Here is a 16,553-nt window from a genome sequence, read left to right on the forward strand (position 1 = left end):
AAATTAACGTTGTTAAGTTACTCAGCAGGTGTAGTTTTCACCTTCAGGCTGTGTTAGATATTGTGACGCAAAACAGGAGTATAGATACGTTGCGAAAGCTTTCTCCAGAATCCCCTCTATTTATTCTGTTAATCATTATTAGTTTTCTAGTAGTAACTTTGTCAACTTGGTTATCATCTAAACCATTCGTTTTAAAACCATTTGGGGTTAATGATATTATCCAGCTACTCACATTACTTTTATTTATATCTTTGTTGTTAGAGCGTTCTTTAGAAGTTTTTATAACTACTTGGCGAGGTCCATTTATCGAGCAATTAGATATTAGTATTCAGCAAGAAAAGGCTCTCATATCTGATCAGATAAAACTTATGGAAACCCAAAATAAACAGTTTGCTTCTTTGGAATCAAATCAAGTCAGTGGACTCCCGCCTGAAGGAATGAGTTTAGAACAGCAAATTATCCAAAATTTTGCACAAAATCAACAAGACTCATTAAAACTCTTCAAGCCACAAACTGATAATATAAATGAAAAAGAGCGCCAAAGAACAGCCTATAAATCTGATACACGAACAATTGCTCTATGGACATCCCTTTTATTTGGTCTTTTAATTAGCGCAATAGGCATTCGCTCAATCGAGCCACTTCTAGTTATTGATTTAGATAATCCCATACAAGTAGTTATTTTCCGTTGTTTAGATGCATTCCTGACAGGAGGTTTAATTGCCGGAGGTAGTGAGGGAATCCATAAGCTCATAAAAGTTTTTATCGACTTTATGGAAGCTACATCTAAACAAATAAAAAGTTAGTGATTATCTTGATCATACGAAGTATTTTTCCTTCTAAAATACAAGATAATATTGCAAATATCTATGAAAATTACATGATTAATATCTATTTTAAATATATAGTGTTATCTTCCCATAAATAATCTTTAATATCTACAAAATTTTTGTTTAAGTTGCTCACTAAATTTGTTTCAGATAAAACTTTAACTCCTTCAACTTCCAACTTATCTTTTTGTTGGTTCACATAAGTTATCAAATAACCTTTAGAGTCTAATATTCTATGTAGCGGATAATCAGCAGCCGAGGTTTTTTTCAGGTATGTAGGAATAGCTCTTAGATAGCTATTATCTACTCCCATGCCTTTGATTATCTGTTTATATGTAACTACTTTCCCACTTGGGATTTTACTCATAAAATTTAGGAATCGTTGATATGGATTTTCAGATAATACTGAAAATTTATGAGCTTGAACCTGAAAATTACTACCAACCTGGATTTTACCTGATTTAATAACTACGCCTAAAATTCCTCTTTTACCTTGGATGCTCTTTAATGATTTTACCAAGTGGGCTATTCGCTTACACGGTTCGCAGTGGAAAGTTAGACGAATTTCGGCACCACTTTCAAAGGTTATCAGAGAGCCAGGGATAAAATTATCAAATTCTATACCTGTTACCACAATATTTTCTCGCAATTCTCCTGGTTTAATTGATAAGTTTAAAATATCTTCATGCCTAACAATTAAAACTTGCCTTGGACTTATAGAATCGGCATTAATATCTCCTTCTATACCATAACCTACCTTTAAATTTAATGTTTTAAGCTCTACCATCATAGAACCTGGTTTTACCTTGGTAAAAAGATGCATTATTGAGAGAGCCATATTCATTCCGTGGCGCGTTAAATTTCAAATTGAGGAGGTAAAGTCAGGTAAATCATTGGATTTACTAAGAATAAATAAACTTCCATCTCCTCCACGTCCAATTCTTAAGGTTTCATCTAAGTAAGTAATGTCTAGTGTGGCAGTTCGGCTAGTAGGATTATTCGCTGGTACAATCTTAAATGGGTTGAGTTGGGGAGTATTAATGCCAAAAATCTTCTCAATTGATAGGTAGCGTTTGTCAAAATAAACGTTGATGCGTTTGTGCAGTAGAGGCTCTAAATCTTCTTTGGCTGGCTCAAAGCTAGCTGTCACTTTCACATATCCCGATACTAACCCCAAAGAATGTTTAACTTTAGCTAGATTAAAAAACAATTTATTTGCAACATTAATCACTTGATAAACTTTACCTAGCTTTAATCCCAATGGGAGAGAAACTAAAGAACGGATTTCTCTGGCAGTGGAATATTGCAGTTGCCAAGCCCCCTCCAGCAAAGAAGTAGCGTAAAGAAGAGGATAGAGATTAGGATTGACACTCTCCAGTTCAGTCGTCAATTGTTCAATTTCTTCGGCTAAGGTTTTGTCTAACTGCAAATCAATAACGGGAGAGCCATCGCTCTTGGTTTGAATCTTCTCAAGCTTGGCTTGTAATTTTTCCTTAATTAAAATTTGATTGTTCAATGGTTGAAATTTTTCCTTTACATATCCTATTGCTTTAGTTAAACTTTTATGCTGAAAGTTTACAAAAGTTGAATTATCTAGATGATATTAGTCAATGAGTTGTGGGATGGAAATTTGCACATCGATATCTGCTTGGAACAATTTTGACAAACCGCATACTTTTCTGCTTTTTTGAAAATTAGTGTTCAGCTCTACTGAAATTTTACCAGATTTGAAAACCTTAAAAATTGCGATCGCGATCGCCGCAAACAATAGCCATAAGATAAATAGTGCTGCAAGTTCTCCCGAATGTTCAAGTAACGCTTAAATTTAGGCTGTACTGAAGTGTAAGAGGTAAATTGCAATTCCTAGTTAGGACAAATCACACTTAGGGAAATGTTTATTGGTGGTGTTTAGTGAGTTGTCGAGCCAAATGTTAAGCAACAAGGATATAATTACTGGGACTTAATTAGACTAGAAACTTAGCTTAATTAAAAGTATCAATTTTAACTATACATTTACTTAATTTTGGTTAAGTTTTTAGGAAATACAACTTTGGATAAATTGAACCTAATTTTCCTTAACTATATCTTAGGAGGGGTGACGAATCGTTTTAGATATGTAATATCTGGTGAATAATCTTGATTAAAAATTGCAATCAATTAATTACCTATAGCGGTTCCCAATTGTATGGGATACAGGAGCCAGTCGCGTGGGCGAGTCTCCCGACTTGGGCGAACTTGCGTACCACTCGTAGGGGCAATTCATAGATTGCCCCTACCATCTGTTGCATCCATAGACTGCTATATAAGTAGCTCAACACAACATTAAGTAGAAGCATCAAATAACAAAATCACACATATTATTATAATGACAGTGTTATCTAATGTTTTTACTGAGATTAATTATTTCAATTGGTGTTAGGAATTTTACTAAGATGCTCTCTCAAAATTAGGATGTAAAGAAATGATTTCAGCAGGAGTCGAAGTAAAAATAAATCGCTTAGAATCTATTGTTGAACAAATTGGGGAAGCAGTACTCTCTACAACTGAGACAATTGAACGTCTTGCAGAAAGATTGGACACTCTCAGCATCCAAGTCGAAGCACAGGGACAGCAGGTGCAACAGCAAGCCTATCAAATTGTTGCGTTGTGTGATACGGTACAAACTATTGCTGAATCTCAGCATGATTCACTGCAAAAACTCAACCAACTGACACAAACTTTAGATCGGTTTATGTCTGTAATTCAAGCATTAGATGACTAGTAGCAATTTTAGATTTTGGATTCAATTATCATTGTTAACTGAATATCAAAATAATTCATAATTACGTACCCATTCTTTAATTATGAATTACTAATTACTCGGTTAAACCTTTAACTGAGTTACCGCGATATTGCCGGAAAAACATGCATCCACATCGCTACCAGGAGTGCGATCGCGTTTGCCATATTCCCCTACATAATAGAAATTATCGCCTTCAATTCGATAGTTCACGGGCAAAGGTTTAGTACAGGGTTGGCAAAACACCATTTCAGGATGTGATTCTCCTGGTTGCAAATGCGGCAGATTCACATTCCAGAAGCTTCCCGGTTCTAGGGGACGCTTGAGTAAGTCTGCTAAAACTTCAGCTGTGAATTTGGCGGCCAAATCCCAGTCAAAATTCTGCTTGGCTTTGCGATAGTGGGAAATGGCAACTCCAGGAATACCGTGCATTGCAGCTTCCCGCACGGCAGCCACTGTGCCAGAAATATAGACATCGACTCCCAAGTTGCCTCCAGCGTTGATACCTGAAAGTACAAATTTGACATCTGCGCTGATTTGTGTTATTGCAATTCTCACGCAATCGGCGGGAGTACCTGCGATCGCATACTCAGTCTGAGAACGTCGCTGGAGATTGATCGCACGAGTGGTAGTAACTTGATGTCCACAGCCAGAGTGAGGATTGACAGGAGCAGTAATAATAGCATTTTTCCCGTTTACAGCTTTGAGCAGCGCTCGGATACCGGGAGCATCAATGCCGTCGTCGTTAGTTAAAATTATGGTCATCTATATATTATATTGATATAGATTTAGCTAAAATATCATAAAAATGCAGATATCACGCATCAATGGGTACAGCAGGAAAAGCTACTTGCAGATTGGCAGTAGCAGAAACTTCATAGTGGAGAAAACCGAGAACGAGGTGATTTTTACAGTAGTTCTGTAGTATTTTTGGTGCAAGTCTGTCTTAGGGTTTATACGATGAAACAGCTCCTCAAACAAGTATTTAGCAGTCAAAAACACCTCATTCGGCTAATTTTACCTTTGGTGACGGTTATTTTAGCAGCTTCGCTGTTTGCCGCACCCGCTTTAGCTACAGGTGTGTATCAAATGCCCAACCTCAAAGCAGGCAATGACACCTGGGTTTTAGATCAAGCTGAAGTCATCAGCCGTCTGAATGAAGGTAAGATTAGCAGCGCTTTCGAGGATTTGGCAAAGCAAACAGATAAGGAAGTCAGAATTGTGACTGTTCGCCGCCTCGACTACGGGGAAACACCGCAAAGCTTCACCAAAGAACTGTTTAAAAAATGGTTTCCCACAAAAGCAGCCCAAGCTAATCAAACCTTATTAGTTATTGATACAGTTACCAATGGTACTGCGATTATTACTGGGGAGCAAGTCAAGCCTTTACTCACTGACGCTATTGCCGAGAGTGTAGCTACTGAAACAGTCAGTGTACCGTTACGCAATGGTAACAAATACAATCAGGCATTTTTAGATGCAAGCGATCGCTTTGTCGCCGTCCTCTCTGGCAAAGCCGATCCAGGACCACCCAAAATAATTGACAATGTACAGGTAGGAGGCACTTTCAAGAAAGCAGAAGAAACTAACCAAGGTAACGCCACGGCTTGGGTAGTAGGATTGTTAATTGCCGCCACCGTTATCCCAATGGCGACTTACTATATCTATCAGATAAATCAGCCATCATCTAATGGGTAATGTCATAGTTAGGAGTTAGGAGTTAGGAGTTATGAATTTCTAACTCTTAGCTTCTAACTCCTCATTTTTAACTTTAATCTTGAACATACTCTTCCCCCGTGAGTAAAGCCACCTCAGCCCGGACAAATTCTCGACCCAAATAAGCTGCATGATCTAATAGAGTTATTGGAGGAGGCTGAGTTTCTTCAAAAATCTTCACGCAAAGTTCTTTCGCCGTCCTCGCGCTAAAAACTGTTGTGTGAGTTCGTTCTACCTTTTTTCGCGCCGGAATTACCTTTCCGGTTTCTGGATCGATAGCTAAACCGCGATCGTCAATCACATTTGTAAAATGCTTGGCATAAATTAACCTTGCGTCTCGATCTAAGTAAATAATGAAATATCCACCGGGATCAAGGTCAATATGACGCTGGGAAAGTTTATCATCAATTGCGGCTAAATCTTCAACTATTAAATCCATAAGCATTATAAAAAGAAATTTTCTTTCTTGAGGATTTTTACACTCTACATCAAGTGTAATTCCTATGTTCCTTACTCTTATTGATATCTTTCAGATATTTTTGATTCCTTTTACTTAAAAGCAAATCAGAGAATTAGACTCAACTATTCTGAATAGTGCCATCTGGCATGATGGTGTTACGAAAAGTAATGCGATGCAGACTAGATCCTCCCAAATTGGCTCCAGTCAAATTAGCTTCGCATAGAATACATCCCCCCAAATCAGTTCCACTCAAATTAGCCCTGGTAAGATTAGCTCTATCGAACCTAGTGTTGGAAAATCTCGCACCTCTAAGGTCAGCGTTGGTCAAGTTAGTAACTCTGAGGTTCGCGTAAGACAATCTAGCACCTCTGAGATCGGCTTCGGTCAAATCGGCACCATCCAAACAGGATTGAGCCAATTGGGTATTGACGAAACTGGCACGCTTCAAGATGGCACGCTCAAAATAGAACTCGTCCATCTTATTCCCAGTAAAGTCAGCACCACTCAGGTCAATCCCCGACAAATCCCCGTCCAATTTGACTCCAGAAAAGTTTCTTTCCCCAGCAGCATATCTTCTAATCAATTCATCACGATTCACACGATCCATAAATATTTTCCTGAACTTATTAGGACTTACGCAGTGATGTTACGAAAGTAGTTCCTTTTCCTCAATCATTTTTCTCACTAAATGGCAACTCTGCATTAATTGCCTCAATCTCCTGCTGTTCGAGTTGATTCACTTCCTTAATATAGGGGCGTAAAATTTGTCCTAAACGATTATTGTAAAATCGGTGCAAACTGTGATTGGGCATCGCGGGGAAACCACGGCGTTTTTTGTGACGCCCGCCTGCGCCAGGGTCAAAAATTTGGATGCCGTTAGCGATCGCCCACTCAATTGGCGCATAATAGCAAGCATCAAAATGTAAGCAATCTATTTCTTGAAAACTCCCCCAATAGCGTCCATAGAGTTTGTCATCTTTAAACAAACAAAAGGACATTCCTAAAGGATGAGAGTTATCTTCCTCGCTATATGCAGCAACAAACAAGACTCGATGGCGATAATCGGTGTGTAGCTGCTCAAAAAACCGCCGTGTAAGATACTTGCTACCCCACCAGCCAAACTTATCACAGGTGTCTGCATAGAACTGGTGCATCAAAGGAAACAAAGACTGAGGAATTTGATCACCACTTAGCGGTTGCAATCGTAAACCTGCTTTCTCCACAGCTTTGCGTTCCCGCTTGATATTGCGGCGCTGATTGGCGTTAAACACTTTCAAGTAATCATCAAAAGTTTTAAAGCCAGCATTTTCCCAGATATAGCTGTGGTGCAGCCAAGTTGTAAAGCCATGCCGTTCCAGCATCGGACGCCATTGGGGATCGACGTAGAGAAAATGACACCCAGAAATCCGATTTTTGGAGCAAAAAGTGTCAATTTCATGCAGCATCATGGCTGTGATTTCATCTTCATCTTCTCCTGGGGCGATTAAAAACCGATAGCCTTCAGCAGGAGTAAATGGTGTCATTCCCAGCAATTTTGGGTAATATTGAACTCCGATGCGATCGGCTAACTCTGCCCATTGGTGATCAAAAACAAATTCACCAGAACTATGTCCTTTGAGATAAAGTGGCGCAGCAGCAACCAGCGTTCGATCTCGCCACAATGTCAAGTGATTTGGCAACCAACCAGTTTTAGCCGTAACACTCTGGGAGGTTTCGAGATTGTTCAGCCACTCCCATTCTAAAAACGGTGTTTTGAGTGGCATTGCCAAAGCATTCCAGGCATTTTGGGGTACTTCAGCGATTTTGTTCGTCCAAAGGACAGAATAGCGAGGCTTAAGTTGTTCCACTTTTTAGGAGAGTAGGGAGAAATCAATTCAAAATTCAAAATTGAAGAAAAAGACTGAGGGAGATAAGGGGATAACAGGACAAGGAAAATAACCATGACCAATGCCCCATAACTTAACTTAGCGTAATCTAATCTGCTGGTCGTTGCAGTCGATAGTGCAAAAACACTTCTTGCTCAACTGTATGAACTTCTAAAAGTTGCAACTTGGGGGCTAAATCTGATAAAAATCCTTTCCCTTCTACGGGTGTGGGTGCGGTATTACCACCTAAAATCAGCGGACAGACAGTCAGCCATAATTCATCGATTAAATCTAATCCCAGCAAGGAAGCGACTAATTCACCTCCACCCAAGACTACCAAGCGTGTTATATGTAGAGTGGCTAGATGTTTCAAAGCTGCGGGAATGTCAATTTCTCGCCTTGGTGTTTCAAAAACCAGAATTTGCTGAAATTCTGAGCGTCCTTTCCAGGAAAATGCTCCTTGTGTTGTCGTGAGTAACCAGCGTCTAACTGGTTGCTTAAAAAACTTAATTTCCGGATTGAGGTTTGCAGAGTGTGTAGTCACTATATGAACTGGTTGCAGAGACTTCCCTCCTTCCGCCCGATGTCGCACGAGAGTTGGATCTGTTACGGTAAGTGTTGTTCCGTAAGCGGCCAGAGTACGAGCACCGAATAAAACGGCATCAGCAGCAGCGATTTGTTTTTCTAAGTGTGCTTTATCAACCCTTGAGCCAAACCGAGCAGGCGATCGCCTAAAATCTGCTATCTTGCCATCTACACTCATTGCTAAAACAACTGTAGTATGAGGACGATGTGGGAACATTAAATTGGTTTGATAGTTTTATTATTTTATTTGCTAGTGTGTAGATTATTAAAAAAATCGATGCCTGCAAGCTAATCTTTCCAAATTTCACCCCTGTATTCGTATGCAACACAAATCGCTTTTCCATCTAGCATATATGACTTTTGGTATACCATGTTTCTTTTTGAATTATAGCAATTTGTTATTTTGAAACATTGAAAATAAAGTTGTGATATTTTAATAAAATGTCTCATCTAGCTGGTCTAATTGCATATCTTTGCTGTTGTAGTTTGCAGATGCAAAGTGAGACACTTGATGACTAATTCCCGTCAATCATCCTTTCGTCGAATTTTAGTAACGAGAATATTGCTGCTGTTCGTTCCAGTTTTACTTGTAGGCGAAATTGTTGCCTTGAATAAGGCACGTTCTAGCATATTGGTAACTGCACGTCAAAATTTAACCGAAAGCGCCATCAGTAAAGGGGAGAGAATTGTCGATGCGATCGGTATCTTAAAAGCTAATTTGCTGAGTGTTAGTAAAACAACGGTGATTCCGTCGGGTTCGCCTATACAAGAGCAAGAAATTCTCACACAGTTAAAGCAACAACTTCCAGCCACTATTGAGTGTGTCCAATTAATGAATCTGCTCAACCAGAAGATAATTGCCAGTAGTTGTGGGGATCAAGCAATTGGAGAATTGAGATTACCTTTGCCTAGTGACGGAATTGATGTCAAAGCAATCTTTCCGCCAAAGGCAGGAATAACTGGAAAAAGAAACACCGAAAATCAACTGCGATTAGTCTTATCTGCACCAGTCTCCAATAGCCGAAGAAATTTAGTTTACAGCTTAAGTATTCAGTCTGCATTGTACCAACAAACCAGAAATCCGCCGGGATCGCTCACAGGGGCTATGGTAGTGATTGCTGAAGATGGCACAATTTTGGCGCATCCATTCACAGACTGGGTGGGAACTAATATCAATCAGCATCCAAATGCTTCCCAACTCCAGAGCATAATTAAAAATGCCATTGCGGGACAAAACGATTCGATAAATTTGTCTTTTACAGATGGGAAAGAATTAGTAGCTGGCTATACAGCTATTGCAAATCCAGTCAGCCAACAGCAGCAGGAAAAATGGATAGTCTTAGCTGTTACTAGTGTCGAGAATGCGCTTTTTGGTTTACAAGAAATCAAACTAATTCTGATCGTTTTGACAGTTGGTTTGATTGGTGCAAGTTTGTTAGCATCCCTATATCTCGCTCCTTACTTAGCACGTCCTGTAGAAGAATTGCGAGACTACGCTCTCAATATTCACTCTCACCACGCTGCACAACCAGTTCCGCACAATTTTCAAATCCGGGAATTCAATCAACTAGCCCAAGCATTAGACCAAATGGTAGAACGGCTCAAAGTTGGAGCAGAAGAACTGGAAATAGCTTGGAAAGAAGCAAAAACTGCTAACCAGATTAAAAGCCAGTTTTTGGCTACGACTTCCCATGAATTGAGAAACCCATTAAATATTATTATTAACTGTATTCGCCTGGTTGAAGATGGCTTATGTGATGACCGGGAAGAAGAAATGGAGTTTCTTAAACGTGCGGATGAAACAACGATTCACTTGCTAGGTATTATTAATGATTTACTCGACATTTCTAAAATCGAAGCAGGTAAGCTTTCAGTCGTCAGCACACCTATTGACCTCCGACAAATATTGTTAGAGGTGATTAATTTACAATCAGTTAATGTTCAACAAAAGGGCTTGCAGTTGAAGTGTGAGTTAGATCCCCAAGTGATACCAATTAAGGCAGACGCGGGAAAACTGAAGCAGGTACTAATTAATGTTATCGGCAATGCCACTAAGTTCACGGATATAGGAAGCATCACCATTAGTACAGAACTTCAATATAGTAATAGTAAATCTCAGGTGGTAGTCGCTGTCAAAGATACAGGTATAGGCATTGATCCAACTCAACAGCACAAACTATTTCGCCCCTTTGTGATGGTGAATGGCACAACCACGCGCCAGTTTGAAGGTACCGGGCTGGGATTAGCAATTTCACGAAACTTAATCGAACTCATGGGAGGCAGCATTACTCTTGAGAGTGCGGGACTCCATCAAGGTACGACACTGAAGATTACCATACCTTTGATTGATATCTCCCTGTTACCTGTTGCCAAGAAAGAAGAAAATGTAAGGGATTTGGGATTTTCCTCTGAGAATGAGGCGGCAAAAGCAAGCCGCTACCCTAGCCTACAAGAGTCTGGGGGAAGTTCATCTTTAGGAATTAACAAATCTGTCAAAGCAGGGATAGACAACGATAAGTTTCCCAAGTCTTTGCTGGTACTTGGTAAGGAGACTTGCGAGATTCGTCTTTCACCATTGCAAACTATCTTGGTAAGTCTTCCAAAAGGGGGAGTTTGTGCAAATGCGACTTTGAAGAGTTAGTTCACTCAAAAGTCCATATTCAAGAGTCATTAGTTATTATTTTTGATTCTTAACGAGCATTCAAAAAAACAGGTTTGCCGCCTTGCTCAAGAGATACTGTTAGAGCAGCAAGAATTTCTACTAACTCAGTGCCTACCCAGCCAGATGAAACCTCCGAGGGAGTATTTTTGAGAATAGAGACAACAAACGACGAGCAAACCCGTTGCAATGGTTCGCCTGTTTCTAATTCCAGCACTATCTGCCTTTGATTGACAGGAATAAATTGATTGCCCTCCTGTTGAAACTCCCCACTCATTAGGGTTAGAGGTGATGATAGTGACATTTCATCAAAAATCAAGCTGCCAAGACTGCCCACAATCCCCAGCCGTCGCTGTTTATCAGGATTCAGCCAGCACAGGTGAATATAAGCTTGAAAGCCATCTGGATATGTCAGTGTCAGCCATACTAGGTCAGCTAATCCTTGGGTTAGAGATGGAGAGCGGGTCAGTTTCCTACTCCCTACTCCCCACTCCCTACTCCCATCCTCCTGTAGCCACACCGTACCCGTTGCTTGTACTTTCACAGGAATTTGACCTAGCCAAGCGTTAAAGATCGCAATATCGTGAATAGCTAAGTCCCACAGTGCATCAACATCTTGCCGGACAGGCCCTAAATGGGTACGGGTGGCGTAACCATAGCGCAAATCACCTAATTTACCCGCTTGTACTACAGTTTTTCCTGCCTCAACTGCTGGGTGAAATAAATAAGTCTGGTCAACCATGAGTATTAAATGATGCTGCTCTGCTAACTGGCAAAGTTCCCGACATTCCACTGGGTTGAGAGTTAGGGGTTTTTCTGCCAAAACATGGTATCCCTTTTGGAGAGCGTCTTTAATTAAAACATAGTGGGTAGTGGCCGGAGTTGCGATCGCCACCCCTATTAACCCTGGCACTTTCTTTAAATCCTGCCATTGGGTTGTTAATACTACATTTTCATCTAAGTTAAACTGCTGTCTTACCACCGCTAATCGTTCTGGATGGGGGTCTACTACAGCAACTACATTTACTTGGGGATGTGCTAAGAAATTCCGCAGCAAATGCACTCCCCAACGCCCAACTCCGATGACAGCAATTTTAATTTGGTTTGTCATTAATTATTTATGATTAGTCATTAGTCATTTGTCATTTGTCAAATAAAAAATGACTAATGACAACCAACTAATTATCAGTTTATTTGTAATCTTTTGAGTTCAGGGTTTTTGCGGATTAGGAATTGCTAAAAAAGCTACCTTAGCTGCGGCTTGTTCAGCAGTTTTGATCGAGCGTCCCCTACCAACTCCGAGCTTGTTTCCGTGCAGCCATACTTCAGCCACGAAACGTTCTTGATTGCGGTACGGTTGAGTGATTTCCACAACCCGATACTCTGGTAAAACTTTAAATTGTGCCTGAGTCCATTCTTGGAGAGCAGCTTTGTAATTAAGTCTGGCAGGATCGAGGCGAATTTCTGTGGTTAGTTGTTGGAAATGGGGATCTAGCCAAGAGCGGATCAGTTCCAGATTTTGAGTACTTAAGTAAAGCGCACCTAGAACTGCTTCAAAAGCATCTGCCAATCGTGACTCTAGACCAACTTTATCAGCAGTTGCACTACCAGCGACTAGTAAGTATAACTCCAAACCATAAACTCTGGCTAATTGGGCGAGGATGCGATCGCTCACCAACACCGAACGAATTGCCGCAAAATCCCCTACTGGACAATCGGGATAATTTTCCCATAACACAACAGCCGACACCAGCCGCACCACTGCATCGCCAACAAACTCCAGCTGTTCATAATTTGCCGATTCAGAAACAGTGGGATGAGTTAGCGCTAAATCCAGCAGTTCCCACTTTATAGGTGCTTCTAGCGACAAACCTAATTTTTGGACTAAACTTTCGAGTTGCCGTTGACGGCGTGGATAAGCAAGGCGCATTGCATGATAAGGGGAAAGGGGGTATGAGAAGACAACTAGCTATCTATTCTTATATAAAGTTCTTGGACTATTACTTTAACAACTTTTCGCTACTTGTCTCTATCTAGCTTCTCTTGAATAGCTTGACGGCAAAACTCAGGAGGGTCGTCTTTAGCTTTCACTTCTTCCTTCATTTCCTTGGTGACACGTAAATGTAAATATTCGGTTAATGGTTCTTCTCTATCAGATTTAATTGGTTTTAAATTTTCTGGGTTCCCTTTAGGATTTGGCATTGTTAAGAGATGCGAATAACACTTCAACCTTTGATATATCAAAGGATAAACTTTTAAATCGGTGGTGTTACCAGTCTGGAAAACAGTTCACCACCGATTCCCACTTTTATAAGAGGTAACTCTATTTTATGTTTACACGCACAGAATTAGAACTTAAAAGTTTGAGAGCATTACGGGATTTATGTCTGATACAGTACGGCATTCAAGCAATAGGGAACCCTGCTGAGAAGGCATCCTACATTAACGCACTCCTGACGTTCCCTGTTATAGCCTGTAAACAAGTGTTAGAGAATAAAGGATTGAAGTCTCCTATGCTCTCTCAAGTACAAGCGCTAGAAGCAACGCTAGAGGCTATGGGAACTCCTACACCGGAGCAGTCAGCATTGCTCAAAGTGACGATGGAGGGAAAGAAGCTAGAGTATCCAGCACGGTATAGTCAAGAGAAACTGTTTGGACTCTATCGGGTTAAATGGCATCTGGATACAGCATTAGAGATACTGGCAATGCTCTAAATTATCAATTAACCATTAGACCTCTAGCAAAAGTCGAAAACCCGCCCGAAAATTTATTTTCGGGCTAATAGCTCAAGTCGGTTTAAACCGACTAATGGCAGTAGTTTTAGTCCGTTCAACGGACTTTTGCTATTAGCCAGGGACTTGAGTCTCTGGCGGTTCAAGTATTTTCGCAATAGGTTTAACGTGAGTTCGACAAATCTTGTTTGACCTCTCCCCCAGCCCCTCGACCTTGGCGTCAGCCTGCCGTTAGGCAAGCAAAGAGGGGACTAAAAAGCTTAATTTTTCTTTCGTTGCTCCTCCCTTTCCGTTTCGGAGAGGGAGGCTGGGAGGGAGAGGTTCATCGAACTCACGTTAGGTTTATTGTCCAAAATCCCTACAAAAATAATAGAGTACAAACCGTGAAAGGTTCATACTCCATTACAGGGGAAAGACTAGGTAGTAAGCCGGGTTCTGTTCTCTTGCGAGGGCAGTTATCTATCTGGGACGCTTGTTACCAAACGCCTCTAGCGGCTCTCGTTGAGCGGAACTGGTAAAAGACCAACCATAGTTCCTATCGCCTTGCTCCCAACCGGGGTTTACCGAGCCAGCACCTCTCGATACTGCTGGTGCGCTCTTACCGCACCTTTGCACCCTTACCAAATTTGTCCTTTGTCATTTGTCCTTTATCCTTTGTTTTTTTACAAATGACTAATGACTAATGACTAATGACTAATTGGCGGTATCTTTCTGTGGCACTATCCTCACGATCGCTCGCACTGGACGTTATCCAGCAAGTTTGGTCTTTCGGGAGTCCGGACTTTCCTCAAACCAGTGACTATGACTGATCTGCAACTGCCTGCACCTACTCTCTCCTTAGATCCAGTGTAATCTTGGATGGCATAGTATGTTGACATGGTATTACTTCTTTTTATTCCAAGGTAGAGCGTAAGTCCAAGGTAGTTTCCTGACTGTGAAAGGACAATTGATAATACTAATGGCAGGAAAATCACGACCTGGGGCTAGACCTAAACGCACCTCAGATATCCGTAGTACCAGTTGCAGCGAAAAGTCTAAGTCCTTTCTTCTGTTAATAAAGTCGTTGTACAAATTTTTTTGCCCTTTTTGCAGCCCATTGATATCAATTAGTGGTTTTTTAGCTAAATAGGTTCCAGCTACTTGATCGCGCTCGAAAACATCTTCTGCTGTCACCGTTTCCGAAAGTGTTTTCTTGGGAGCAATCAGGCTAGGACTTTGGGGTACTGCTAAGTCGCGGGTTAAATCTGGTGATTTCCGAATCACGCGGCGCGATTGCTTGCTATGTTCAACTACTAAAGAGCTATTGTCCCAATCAACGTATACAGCAATATTTTCAGATTTATTTTCAATGCTAATTCCTAAATCTTTCAAATCGTCAATTGGGTATGAGGATTTGAGTTTAAAGGAAATTCCAATTTTATCGTCGAGATTTTGTTCTTTGAGTTGCTCGTCAACGATTCCTTTTTTAAACTCAAACTTAATTTGGTCGTCGATGGATTCAACCATGCGGTTAAAAACATAGGAAACACCGATAATATAAATCGTCAAAACTACTAAATTCTGATCGCTACTCCTCATAACTCAGAATCTCAACTCCCAGTGCTAATGAATGTATATTCGACTCATCGCTCATCGGCAATTTTTAATTGCGTTTGATTGTTACAGAATTTTGCAGCCAGCCTCGCCGCCAAAAAAAGAATAGCAAACCAAATGCGATCGCAGCCATTACTGCCAAGCACATTGGGTAGCCCCAATACCAATTCAATTCAGGCATATTATATGGCGATTTTTCAGTATTGAAATTCATCCCATATATTCCTGCCACAAAAGTCAGTGGAATAAAGATTGTTGAAACTACCGTTAGCACTTTCATGATTTCATTCATTTTGTTGCCCACTGCCGAAAGGTACACATCCATTAATCCAGATGCTAGTTCTCGATAAGTTTCCACCATATCCATTACTTGCACCGTATGGTCATAACAATCTCGTAGGTAGATTCGCACTTCTTCACTAATCAAATCACTGCCATCTCGAATTAAGGCATTAATTGCATCTCGCTGTGGCCAGATAGCACGACGTAGTTGCAGTAATTCTCGCCTAATTTGATAAATATTTTGTAGTGTTTGCGGAGTAGGTTTAACTATTACTTCTTCCTCTAACTCTTCAATTCGCTCACCATAAAGCTCCAGCACAGGGAAAAAGCCATCAATAATCGCATCTAATAGAGCGTAAGCTAAATAATCCGCTCCCTGTTTACGGATAGTACCTTTGTTTTTTTCAATTCGCGATCGCACCCCTTCAAAGCAATCATGCTCTGGTTCTTCTTGTACTGTCAGTAAATAATTTTTCCCTAATATCAAACTCACTTGCTCGCTGTAAAAACCACATGTTCTTTCTTTTGCTACTACCATGCGGCTAATGAATAGTAATTGGTCTTCATAATCCTCTGTTTTCGGACGCTCCGGTACATTGACTATATCTTCTAAAACTAGAGGATGTAACTTAAAAACGTTACCCAATCGTTGTAATATATCTTGACTGCCTAGACCTTGTACGTCTACCCAAGAAATAGATTCCATCTCCAGATATGGGACACACTCCTCTGGGGTTGCTATTTTTTCGCGGATAAAATTGGTTTGGTTATAGTCAATCAAGAAAATTATCGGTTCTGGAGCATCTGCATCAATAATAATGGTTCCAGGTATAGTCCCTGGTTGGTGATAGAACTCATCTTGATATGGTCTAGTTACTATTTTGGGAAGGCGGCGCAGTTTTCGTGCCATTAAATATTACCTAATAGTTATTAGTCATTGGTCATTGGTCATTGGTAAAAATAATTGACCAACGAAAACTAACCATTTACACATAATTTTACAAAATTTAATACAAAGACGGTAATTTCTAGTTTATAAAAAATTTGGATGT

At 40.4% G+C, this 16,553-nt stretch carries 18 protein-coding genes and 1 other RNA gene; 6 read left to right on the plus strand and 13 right to left on the minus strand.

Going from position 1 to position 16,553, the window contains the following annotated elements; translation table 11 throughout:
• The coding region (locus tag ACYTXL_RS02250) for a hypothetical protein (protein ID WP_461923308.1) at nucleotides 1-806 on the plus strand (806 nt) is incomplete at its 5' end.
• An 85-nt stretch (nucleotides 807-891) separates the two neighbouring features.
• On the opposite strand, the gene ACYTXL_RS02255 is transcribed toward ACYTXL_RS02250, so the two are convergent.
• Nucleotides 892-1,674 carry an MGMT family protein gene (locus ACYTXL_RS02255; RefSeq protein WP_461923309.1) on the minus strand — a complete coding sequence of 261 codons (783 nt, stop codon included), beginning with the start codon at nucleotides 1,672-1,674 and terminating at the stop codon, nucleotides 892-894.
• A gap of 18 nt (nucleotides 1,675-1,692) precedes the next feature.
• Nucleotides 1,693-2,346, minus strand: a complete 654-nt coding sequence (locus tag ACYTXL_RS02260; protein ID WP_461923310.1) for a PAP/fibrillin family protein — start codon at nucleotides 2,344-2,346, stop codon at nucleotides 1,693-1,695.
• Nucleotides 2,347-2,527: 181 nt separating this feature from the next.
• Between ACYTXL_RS02260 and ACYTXL_RS02265 the strand changes: the two genes are divergently transcribed.
• Complete coding sequence (locus ACYTXL_RS02265) at nucleotides 2,528-2,653, plus strand: hypothetical protein (RefSeq protein ID WP_461923311.1); 126 nt, start codon at nucleotides 2,528-2,530, stop codon at nucleotides 2,651-2,653.
• A 638-nt stretch (nucleotides 2,654-3,291) separates the two neighbouring features.
• On the plus strand, nucleotides 3,292-3,591 hold the full coding sequence (locus tag ACYTXL_RS02270; RefSeq protein ID WP_461923312.1) for a hypothetical protein: 300 nt from the start codon (nucleotides 3,292-3,294) through the stop codon (nucleotides 3,589-3,591).
• 102 nt (nucleotides 3,592-3,693) lie between these two features.
• On the opposite strand, the gene surE is transcribed toward ACYTXL_RS02270, so the two are convergent.
• Nucleotides 3,694-4,374 (minus strand): 5'/3'-nucleotidase SurE, encoded by a 681-nt coding sequence (gene surE, locus ACYTXL_RS02275; RefSeq protein ID WP_461923313.1) that lies wholly within the window; start codon nucleotides 4,372-4,374, stop codon nucleotides 3,694-3,696.
• Nucleotides 4,375-4,569: 195 nt separating this feature from the next.
• Here surE and psb32 point away from each other — a divergent pair, with 195 nt between their 5' ends.
• A complete protein-coding gene (gene psb32 / locus ACYTXL_RS02280; protein WP_461923314.1) occupies nucleotides 4,570-5,307 on the plus strand; it encodes a photosystem II repair protein Psb32 in 738 nt (245 codons plus the stop codon).
• Between the two features lie 73 nt (nucleotides 5,308-5,380).
• On the opposite strand, the gene ACYTXL_RS02285 is transcribed toward psb32, so the two are convergent.
• The 4 genes from ACYTXL_RS02285 to ACYTXL_RS02300 all read right to left on the minus strand — a co-directional run bounded on the left by ACYTXL_RS02285 (nucleotide 5,381) and on the right by ACYTXL_RS02300 (nucleotide 8,452).
• Nucleotides 5,381-5,764 carry a DUF4346 domain-containing protein gene (locus ACYTXL_RS02285; RefSeq protein ID WP_461923315.1) on the minus strand — a complete coding sequence of 128 codons (384 nt, stop codon included), beginning with the start codon at nucleotides 5,762-5,764 and terminating at the stop codon, nucleotides 5,381-5,383.
• 139 nt (nucleotides 5,765-5,903) lie between these two features.
• A complete protein-coding gene (locus ACYTXL_RS02290) occupies nucleotides 5,904-6,392 on the minus strand; it encodes a pentapeptide repeat-containing protein (protein ID WP_461923316.1) in 489 nt (162 codons plus the stop codon).
• Nucleotides 6,393-6,453: 61 nt separating this feature from the next.
• Nucleotides 6,454-7,632: a GNAT family N-acetyltransferase gene (locus ACYTXL_RS02295; protein WP_461923317.1), complete on the minus strand. Its 1,179-nt coding sequence runs from the start codon at nucleotides 7,630-7,632 to the stop codon at nucleotides 6,454-6,456.
• Between the two features lie 127 nt (nucleotides 7,633-7,759).
• Nucleotides 7,760-8,452 carry a RibD family protein gene (locus ACYTXL_RS02300; protein ID WP_461923318.1) on the minus strand — a complete coding sequence of 231 codons (693 nt, stop codon included), beginning with the start codon at nucleotides 8,450-8,452 and terminating at the stop codon, nucleotides 7,760-7,762.
• A 294-nt stretch (nucleotides 8,453-8,746) separates the two neighbouring features.
• On the opposite strand from ACYTXL_RS02300, the gene ACYTXL_RS02305 reads away from it, so the two are divergent.
• The gene (locus ACYTXL_RS02305) at nucleotides 8,747-10,876 is read left to right on the plus strand and encodes an ATP-binding protein (RefSeq protein ID WP_461923319.1); all 2,130 of its coding nucleotides are present in this window, start codon (nucleotides 8,747-8,749) and stop codon (nucleotides 10,874-10,876) included.
• A 49-nt stretch (nucleotides 10,877-10,925) separates the two neighbouring features.
• Here the strand turns inward: ACYTXL_RS02305 and ACYTXL_RS02310 are convergent, their stop codons facing one another.
• The 3 genes from ACYTXL_RS02310 to ACYTXL_RS02320 all read right to left on the minus strand — a co-directional run bounded on the left by ACYTXL_RS02310 (nucleotide 10,926) and on the right by ACYTXL_RS02320 (nucleotide 13,096).
• Entirely contained in the window at nucleotides 10,926-12,005 is a 1,080-nt protein-coding gene (locus ACYTXL_RS02310) for a Gfo/Idh/MocA family protein (RefSeq protein ID WP_461923320.1), read from the minus strand.
• Between the two features lie 99 nt (nucleotides 12,006-12,104).
• A complete protein-coding gene (rnc, locus tag ACYTXL_RS02315; protein ID WP_461923321.1) occupies nucleotides 12,105-12,824 on the minus strand; it encodes a ribonuclease III in 720 nt (239 codons plus the stop codon).
• Between the two features lie 89 nt (nucleotides 12,825-12,913).
• The gene (locus ACYTXL_RS02320) at nucleotides 12,914-13,096 is read right to left on the minus strand and encodes a hypothetical protein (protein ID WP_196515932.1); all 183 of its coding nucleotides are present in this window, start codon (nucleotides 13,094-13,096) and stop codon (nucleotides 12,914-12,916) included.
• A 128-nt stretch (nucleotides 13,097-13,224) separates the two neighbouring features.
• Between ACYTXL_RS02320 and ACYTXL_RS02325 the strand changes: the two genes are divergently transcribed.
• Nucleotides 13,225-13,608, plus strand: coding sequence for a hypothetical protein (locus ACYTXL_RS02325; protein WP_461923322.1), 384 nt, complete (start codon nucleotides 13,225-13,227; stop codon nucleotides 13,606-13,608).
• 426 nt (nucleotides 13,609-14,034) lie between these two features.
• On the opposite strand, the gene rnpB is transcribed toward ACYTXL_RS02325, so the two are convergent.
• The 3 genes from rnpB to corA form a co-directional block, all read right to left on the minus strand.
• An RNA gene (rnpB, locus tag ACYTXL_RS02330) (RNase P RNA component class A) lies at nucleotides 14,035-14,460 on the minus strand.
• A gap of 48 nt (nucleotides 14,461-14,508) precedes the next feature.
• Nucleotides 14,509-15,204 carry a hypothetical protein gene (locus ACYTXL_RS02335; protein ID WP_461923323.1) on the minus strand — a complete coding sequence of 232 codons (696 nt, stop codon included), beginning with the start codon at nucleotides 15,202-15,204 and terminating at the stop codon, nucleotides 14,509-14,511.
• A gap of 64 nt (nucleotides 15,205-15,268) precedes the next feature.
• Entirely contained in the window at nucleotides 15,269-16,411 is a 1,143-nt protein-coding gene (corA, locus tag ACYTXL_RS02340) for a magnesium/cobalt transporter CorA (protein ID WP_461923324.1), read from the minus strand.
• Nucleotides 16,412-16,553 lie beyond the last annotated feature (142 nt).

The organism is Nostoc sp. (assembly GCF_054880495.1).

Coding starts and splice junctions, on each gene's coding strand:
- corA (WP_461923324.1), bottom strand. CDS start 16,411: ATGGCACGAAAACTGCGCCGCCTTCCCAAAATAGTAACTAGACCATAT.
- ACYTXL_RS02335 (WP_461923323.1), bottom strand. CDS start 15,204: ATGAGGAGTAGCGATCAGAATTTAGTAGTTTTGACGATTTATATTATC.
- ACYTXL_RS02285 (WP_461923315.1), bottom strand. CDS start 5,764: ATGGATTTAATAGTTGAAGATTTAGCCGCAATTGATGATAAACTTTCC.
- ACYTXL_RS02325 (WP_461923322.1), top strand. CDS start 13,225: ATGTTTACACGCACAGAATTAGAACTTAAAAGTTTGAGAGCATTACGG.
- ACYTXL_RS02310 (WP_461923320.1), bottom strand. CDS start 12,005: ATGACAAACCAAATTAAAATTGCTGTCATCGGAGTTGGGCGTTGGGGA.
- rnc (WP_461923321.1), bottom strand. CDS start 12,824: ATGCGCCTTGCTTATCCACGCCGTCAACGGCAACTCGAAAGTTTAGTC.
- ACYTXL_RS02290 (WP_461923316.1), bottom strand. CDS start 6,392: ATGGATCGTGTGAATCGTGATGAATTGATTAGAAGATATGCTGCTGGG.
- surE (WP_461923313.1), bottom strand. CDS start 4,374: ATGACCATAATTTTAACTAACGACGACGGCATTGATGCTCCCGGTATC.
- ACYTXL_RS02270 (WP_461923312.1), top strand. CDS start 3,292: ATGATTTCAGCAGGAGTCGAAGTAAAAATAAATCGCTTAGAATCTATT.
- psb32 (WP_461923314.1), top strand. CDS start 4,570: ATGAAACAGCTCCTCAAACAAGTATTTAGCAGTCAAAAACACCTCATT.
- ACYTXL_RS02305 (WP_461923319.1), top strand. CDS start 8,747: ATGACTAATTCCCGTCAATCATCCTTTCGTCGAATTTTAGTAACGAGA.
- ACYTXL_RS02300 (WP_461923318.1), bottom strand. CDS start 8,452: ATGTTCCCACATCGTCCTCATACTACAGTTGTTTTAGCAATGAGTGTA.
- ACYTXL_RS02320 (WP_196515932.1), bottom strand. CDS start 13,096: ATGCCAAATCCTAAAGGGAACCCAGAAAATTTAAAACCAATTAAATCT.
- ACYTXL_RS02255 (WP_461923309.1), bottom strand. CDS start 1,674: ATGAATATGGCTCTCTCAATAATGCATCTTTTTACCAAGGTAAAACCA.